We start from the raw sequence: 6,000 nt of genomic DNA, 5'->3' as shown, positions 1-6,000 counted from the left end.
TGTAACTCCAAAATAGAAATGTCCGGTTTCTCCAAAGTAAAAATGTCCGCTTTTAGAATATGCGCTTTTGCGATTATCGAAGCGGACGGTTTGATATGTTGGTGTCTATGTCGGATAAAGAACTTAAACGATTGTCGGTCTTGCAGGAAATCTGCGATCAACGCATAACTCAATCCCAGGCTGCTCAGCTACTTCATATCTCAGAACGTCAGATCAGACGCTTACTGCAGAAATACAAAGCTCAAGGTCCAGCTGCATTAGCCCATGCCGGTCGTGGCCAAACCAGCAATTCCAAACTTCCTGAAGAACTCAGACTCAAGTGCCTCAATATTGTTTCTGACCAACTCCATGGTTTCGGACCCACTTTAGCGCATGAAAAGCTCACCACCGTACATGGATTCGATCTTTCAGTAGAAACCCTGCGTTCTTGGATGATTGCAGCCGACTTGTGGATTCCTCGCGCCAAGCGCCTGAAACGCCCATATCAGCCTCGATATAACCGGGATTGCTATGGTGAACTGATCCAGATTGATGGCTCTCACCATGACTGGTTCGAAGGGCGTGCTGCTAAATGCTGTCTGCTGGTGTTTATTGATGATGCCACAGGCAAATTACAGCATTTACGCTTCTGTGAGTCAGAATCAACCTTTGACTATATGATTTCGACACGTTTGTATGTTGAACAGCACGGTAAGCCCTTAGCATTTTACAGCGACAAACATTCAGTCTTTAGGGTAAATCAAAGCAGCAAGAAAGACACCAAGATTACCCAATTTGGGCGAGTACTCAGTACGCTCAATATCGATATCATCTTCGCCAATTCACCACAGGCCAAAGGACGTGTAGAACGAGCCAATAGAACGCTTCAGGATCGTCTGATTAAGGAGATGCGCTTAGAAGCTATCAGTTCGATTGCAGATGCCAATGCCTGGCTGCCCTGCTTTATTGAGCAATTTAATCGTAAATTTGCCAAGATGGCCTTTAATCCTAAGGATCTCCACCGGACTGTCACTGAAACAGCTGAAGAATTAGATGATATTTTTACTTGGCGTGAACCCCGCAGAGTCACCAATAGCCTGACCATTACTTATGATAAATGTGTATATATTCTGGAGAATATCCAAGAAAATCAGAAGCTGATCGGTAAATATCTTGAGTTTCTAGAATATCCGGATGGTACTGTAGCGATCATGCATGAAGGACGGAAGATCAATTACAGCATCTTCGATAAATTAAGTCAGCTTAACCAGCGAGAGATTGTTGAGAATAAACGTTTAAGTTCTGTATTGCTGCATATTCAACAACAGCATGAAGAACTGGAACAGCAAAACAAACGTAATCGTTCTCAAAAGATGCCAAGCAGACGTGCACAGAAAACAGCAATTCAACAACGAAATCTGAATCCTGTGCTTGACTTGGAAATGTCCATATAGGACATTTCTATTTGGTTATTAGGTAGGACATTTCTACTTGGGAATAACATGGATCATGATATATTATCCATATCAATAAATGTGGTTGACTGCAGCATATAGATGGCTAAATGAAAAAACAGCCGCGGTATTTATCATTCGCTAACTTTAATAATTAATTTTTTATTCGTCATGCTTCAAATAAATTAGCTTATGCAAAGCATGACTGTTTTTTTAATCTGCTAAATATTTTTTAATTGCATCTAAAACCTCTTGAGGCTTTTCTCCATGTAGCCAATGCCCAGCATTTTTAATGAGTTGAATATCAGCTTGGGGAAATTGATGCTGTATTGCCTCAAAGTGTTCAGGTTTAGCCAAATAGTCAGAGTTTTGGCCACGTAAAAATAGACATGGTTTATTCCAAGGTTTTTGATTTTTCCAGGTTAGAATTTCAGAATAATTTTGCTCCAACCCTGTCACATTAAATAACCATTGTCCTTTGTTAAATGATTTAAGTAAAAATTGAATGACCATCATTTCATTAATATACTGCTGCATAATTTCAGTGGCGTGTTGGCGTGTGGTTGCTTGTGCATCTTGTACTGCAATGAGTGCCTGAAAAATTTTATTATGATGATAATCGTTTGAGGCTATTGGTGTTATATCTAAAATAACAAGTTTATCTAATCGATCATTCACCAGCTCTGCTAAACGCATAGCTGTTTTACCTCCCATAGAATGACCAATTACACTAAATTGATCAATATTTAATCCATCTAGTGTATCTACTACATCTTGTGCCAACAAATCGTAACTGTGTGCGTCGGAATGTGCAGATAAGCCATGATTACGTAGATCAATTTGTAGCGTGGCATAGTCTTGCTGTAATGCACGAGCTAACATCCCCAAATTGCTTAAGCTACCGAATAAACCATGAATAAAGACTAAAGTTTTTGCTTGAGTATTAGGATGGGCTTGGTACTGATAATGAAGTTGCATAATTCAGGAAAATCATAAATAGATATACTTATATTGGGTTGATTGATTGGATTAAGCAAGGATCTTCACTGTATTTTTAAGACATCTTGGTGTTATTAAGAATCTAGTATAAGCTTTTGTTGCATAAATTATTTTGCATTAAATTTGCTGGAATATTAGGCATTTTGGCAGATTTCGCCTGAATTTTTTTTTTGATCTGTATGATCATATTGGTCAATCAATCGCTTGTTGGTGTAGGGTTTTCTGAATATTGCATAGACTAGACTTCCTCAATCTATATCTTAATAAACAGAACGCAACCCAAATAAAATTAAATTAATTAACTGTTTTTGCTTTAATTTTATAAAAATGAACGATGTTGCCATAGGCATACCACACAAAAAGTTTTATAAATACTCATGTTTTAATGCTGCAACAACTCGGCATCTTTAATACTAATACTCACTATATTTATGTCACTTTATGTCTATAGATCTCAAAATTTATTGCTCTTGGTTTTATTTAAAAAATAAAAATTTGTAGCAATCTTGCAAAAAAAAATTTAAAAATGGCATTTTTTAACATTGTGAATTACTTACAAAATTTACAATATAGCACTCATATAACAGCTTGATCTTTTAGTAAATTATAACCACTTAAAAGATCAGATGTAGAAAATTATGCAATAATAGCGCAAACTTTGCATCTATCTTGCAAATTATCATTGCAAATTTAACATTGGAGTAATTTGAATGAGTTTAGCCATTTTGGTGATTCACGGACCGAATCTAAATCTGCTTGGACAGCGTGAACCAGAGGTTTATGGTTACTTAACATTAGAAGATATTAACCAGCAACTTATTCAACAAGCTCAATATTCTCAACTTGAATTAGCAACTTTTCAAAGCAACTGGGAAGGTGCCATTGTTGATCGAATTCATGAAGCCAAACAGCAAGGGGTGAAATTTATTGTGATTAACCCTGCTGCTTTGACGCATACCTCAGTAGCGGTGCGAGATGCTCTTTTAGGGGTAGATATTCCTTTTATTGAAGTGCATTTATCCAATGTACATGCACGTGAAGCATTTAGACATCATTCGTATTTATCCGATAAAGCTGTGGGTGTGATCTGTGGACTTGGTGCCAAAGGTTATACAGCAGCCGTAGATTATGCGATTGCAAAAATTCAACCATCTCATTAAGACTCAGGACTTGAACCATGGATATTCGTAAAATTAAAAAACTCATCGACTTGATGATTGAATCTGACCTACAGGCAATTGAAGTGAAAGAAGGTGATCAATCGATCGCTTTAACACGTCGTGTACCTGTGGTTGCAGCACCTGTTGCAGCTATGCCAGCACCTGGTGCTGCCGCTCCTGCTGCGCCTAAATCTGCACCACGCGGCGCAGTCGAAACTTCGCCAATGGTTGGTGTATTTTACGCAGCGTCAAGCCCTGGCGAAGCACCTTTTGTTAAAGTTGGCCAAACGGTAACTGCTGGCGAAACATTAGGTATTATCGAAGCCATGAAAATCATGAACCCAATTGAAGCAACGCAAAGCGGTGTTATTGAAGAAATTTTAGTAAAAAATGGCGAAGTGATTCAATTTGGTCAACCACTTTTCCGTTATCGCGCTTAAGTCATCATCACGAGGAACGATAATGTTGCAGAAAGTATTAATTGCAAACCGTGGTGAGATTGCCTTGCGCATCACCCGCGCATGCAAAACATTAGGGATTAAAACTGTTGGTATCTATTCTGATGCTGATAAAGACCTAATGCACCTACGCTTTTGTGATGAAGCTGTATGTATTGGCCCGGGTGCAAGTAGTGAAAGCTATTTAAACATCCCCGCAATTATTACTGCAGCAGAAATCACAGGTGCAGATGCCATTCACCCAGGTTACGGTTTTTTATCAGAAAATGCTGAGTTTGCTGAAATTGTAGAAACCTCTGGTTTTATTTTCATTGGCCCACGTCCAGAACATATCCGTTTAATGGGTAATAAAGTTTCTGCGATCACAGCCATGCGTAAAGCTGGTGTACCGACTGTGCCTGGTTCTGCTCATGCAGTGACTACACAAAATGCCTTAGAAGAAGCTAAAAAAATCGGTTTCCCACTGATTGTGAAAGCAGCTTCTGGTGGTGGTGGTCGTGGTATGCGTATTGTAGAACGTGTCGACACCCTGCTTGAATCTGTACAAGCAGCACAGCGTGATGCCGAAATGTGGTTTGGTGATGATACGGTCTATATGGAACGTTTCTTACAAAAGCCACGTCACGTTGAAGTACAAGTACTCGCCGACGGCAATGGTCATGCGATTCATTTATTTGATCGTGACTGCTCATTGCAACGTCGTCATCAAAAAGTACTTGAAGAGGCACCAGCACCAAACTTGCCTGAAGATGCACGTGCGCATATTCTGGAAGCTTGTGTGAATGCATGTAAGCTCATGCAATATCGTGGTGCTGGTACGTTTGAATTCTTATTTGAAGATGGTGAATTCTTCTTTATTGAAATGAATACACGTGTTCAAGTAGAACATCCTGTCACTGAGCAAGTTACTGGTATTGACATTATTGAACAACAGTTACGTATTGCTGCAGGTTTGGGATTAGATATCCAACAAGAAGATGTGGTCTGTAAAGGTCATGCGATTGAATGCCGTATTAATGCAGAAGATCCAACCACCTTTATTCCATCTCCAGGTAAAATTGAACAATTTTACGCGCCAGGTGGTGCAGGTATCCGTTTAGATTCTCATATCTATACAGGTTACAGCATCCCACCTTACTATGATTCGATGATTGCTAAAATTATTGCACATGGTAAAGATCGTGAAACTGCGATCGCTCGCATGAAACAAGCGCTTGATGAAACGATTTTAAGTGGTATTAAAACCAATATCCCACTGCATCGTGAATTGATTTTAGAAGATGCAAATTTCTGTAAGCAAGCAATGGATATTCACTATCTAGAAAAGCATTTGCTTAAGCAGTTAGAAATTCATGCTGAAAAAGTCGTGTAAGCTTTAAAATCAAAAAGCCACTCAACAGAGTGGCTTTTTTTTTACGGATAGATACGTCTTAGGCTGGCAAAACATTGATTGGGATGATCTTCTAAACAAAAAGAAATATGTGATGGTGTATGCCAAGTAATTGCAACTCGAGTCATTTCACCGCTTTGGTCTTCTTGAATACCAGAGCAATCAATTTCGTTGTTATCATGGCGAATATGTAAATTGAGTAAGGCAGAACTGTTGTTTAGGTCAATCCTAGGTTGATAGTCATAATTTCCGTAAGACCACTCTGCCCCACTTCGAATAAATACATCATGATTACTCTTAAAATTGTAATATTCGGTACATTTTTTATTTTCAGGAATAGGCATTCCCCACAATCCCACCAAAGCTGGCCGTGTGCTAATCTTAATATTATTTTGCATATTATCAGCCACTACAGGTACAGCATGAACTGGGATTGTTGCTGTAGCAGCTAAAAGTGCAATCAGTACCTTTTTTTTCATAAAAATCTTTATAGCGTATTAGAAAGTGAAGTTAAATGGAGTGCTTTAACTTTTATCTATCATACTGCTTCACGATTTAAT

General features: G+C 38.6%; 6 protein-coding genes. 4 read left to right on the top strand and 2 right to left on the bottom strand.

Annotated features, from left to right (window positions below; genetic code table 11):
- Nucleotides 1-107 precede the first annotated feature (107 nt).
- A complete protein-coding gene (locus AC5YCD_RS06280; RefSeq protein ID WP_180185633.1) occupies nt 108-1,433 on the top strand; it encodes an ISNCY family transposase in 1,326 nt (441 codons plus the stop codon).
- Nucleotides 1,434-1,646: 213 nt separating this feature from the next.
- Here the strand turns inward: AC5YCD_RS06280 and AC5YCD_RS06275 are convergent, their stop codons facing one another.
- Nucleotides 1,647-2,411: an alpha/beta fold hydrolase gene (locus AC5YCD_RS06275; protein WP_496129204.1), complete on the bottom strand. Its 765-nt coding sequence runs from the start codon at nt 2,409-2,411 to the stop codon at nt 1,647-1,649.
- 731 nt (nt 2,412-3,142) lie between these two features.
- Here AC5YCD_RS06275 and aroQ point away from each other — a divergent pair.
- From aroQ to accC, 3 genes are read left to right on the top strand one after another with little or no spacing between them, the layout of a single operon-like run.
- Nucleotides 3,143-3,592 (top strand): type II 3-dehydroquinate dehydratase, encoded by a 450-nt coding sequence (aroQ, locus tag AC5YCD_RS06270; RefSeq protein WP_496129203.1) that lies wholly within the window; start codon nt 3,143-3,145, stop codon nt 3,590-3,592.
- Nucleotides 3,593-3,609: 17 nt separating this feature from the next.
- Nucleotides 3,610-4,032 carry an acetyl-CoA carboxylase biotin carboxyl carrier protein gene (gene accB, locus AC5YCD_RS06265; protein WP_496129202.1) on the top strand — a complete coding sequence of 141 codons (423 nt, stop codon included), beginning with the start codon at nt 3,610-3,612 and terminating at the stop codon, nt 4,030-4,032.
- Nucleotides 4,033-4,054: 22 nt separating this feature from the next.
- Nucleotides 4,055-5,422: an acetyl-CoA carboxylase biotin carboxylase subunit gene (gene accC, locus AC5YCD_RS06260; RefSeq protein WP_496129201.1), complete on the top strand. Its 1,368-nt coding sequence runs from the start codon at nt 4,055-4,057 to the stop codon at nt 5,420-5,422.
- Between the two features lie 41 nt (nt 5,423-5,463).
- Here the strand turns inward: accC and AC5YCD_RS06255 are convergent, their stop codons facing one another.
- Nucleotides 5,464-5,919, bottom strand: coding sequence for a hypothetical protein (locus AC5YCD_RS06255; RefSeq protein ID WP_496129200.1), 456 nt, complete (start codon nt 5,917-5,919; stop codon nt 5,464-5,466).
- Nucleotides 5,920-6,000: the final 81 nt, after the last annotated feature.

Source organism: Acinetobacter sp. CY05, assembly GCF_059515805.1.
Note: the sequence above shows the minus strand (reverse complement) of the source record. Positions and strands in the feature narration are given on the sequence as shown.

Coding starts and splice junctions, on each gene's coding strand:
- accB (WP_496129202.1), top strand. CDS start 3,610: ATGGATATTCGTAAAATTAAAAAACTCATCGACTTGATGATTGAATCT.
- AC5YCD_RS06280 (WP_180185633.1), top strand. CDS start 108: ATGTCGGATAAAGAACTTAAACGATTGTCGGTCTTGCAGGAAATCTGC.
- aroQ (WP_496129203.1), top strand. CDS start 3,143: ATGAGTTTAGCCATTTTGGTGATTCACGGACCGAATCTAAATCTGCTT.
- AC5YCD_RS06275 (WP_496129204.1), bottom strand. CDS start 2,411: ATGCAACTTCATTATCAGTACCAAGCCCATCCTAATACTCAAGCAAAA.
- AC5YCD_RS06255 (WP_496129200.1), bottom strand. CDS start 5,919: ATGAAAAAAAAGGTACTGATTGCACTTTTAGCTGCTACAGCAACAATC.
- accC (WP_496129201.1), top strand. CDS start 4,055: ATGTTGCAGAAAGTATTAATTGCAAACCGTGGTGAGATTGCCTTGCGC.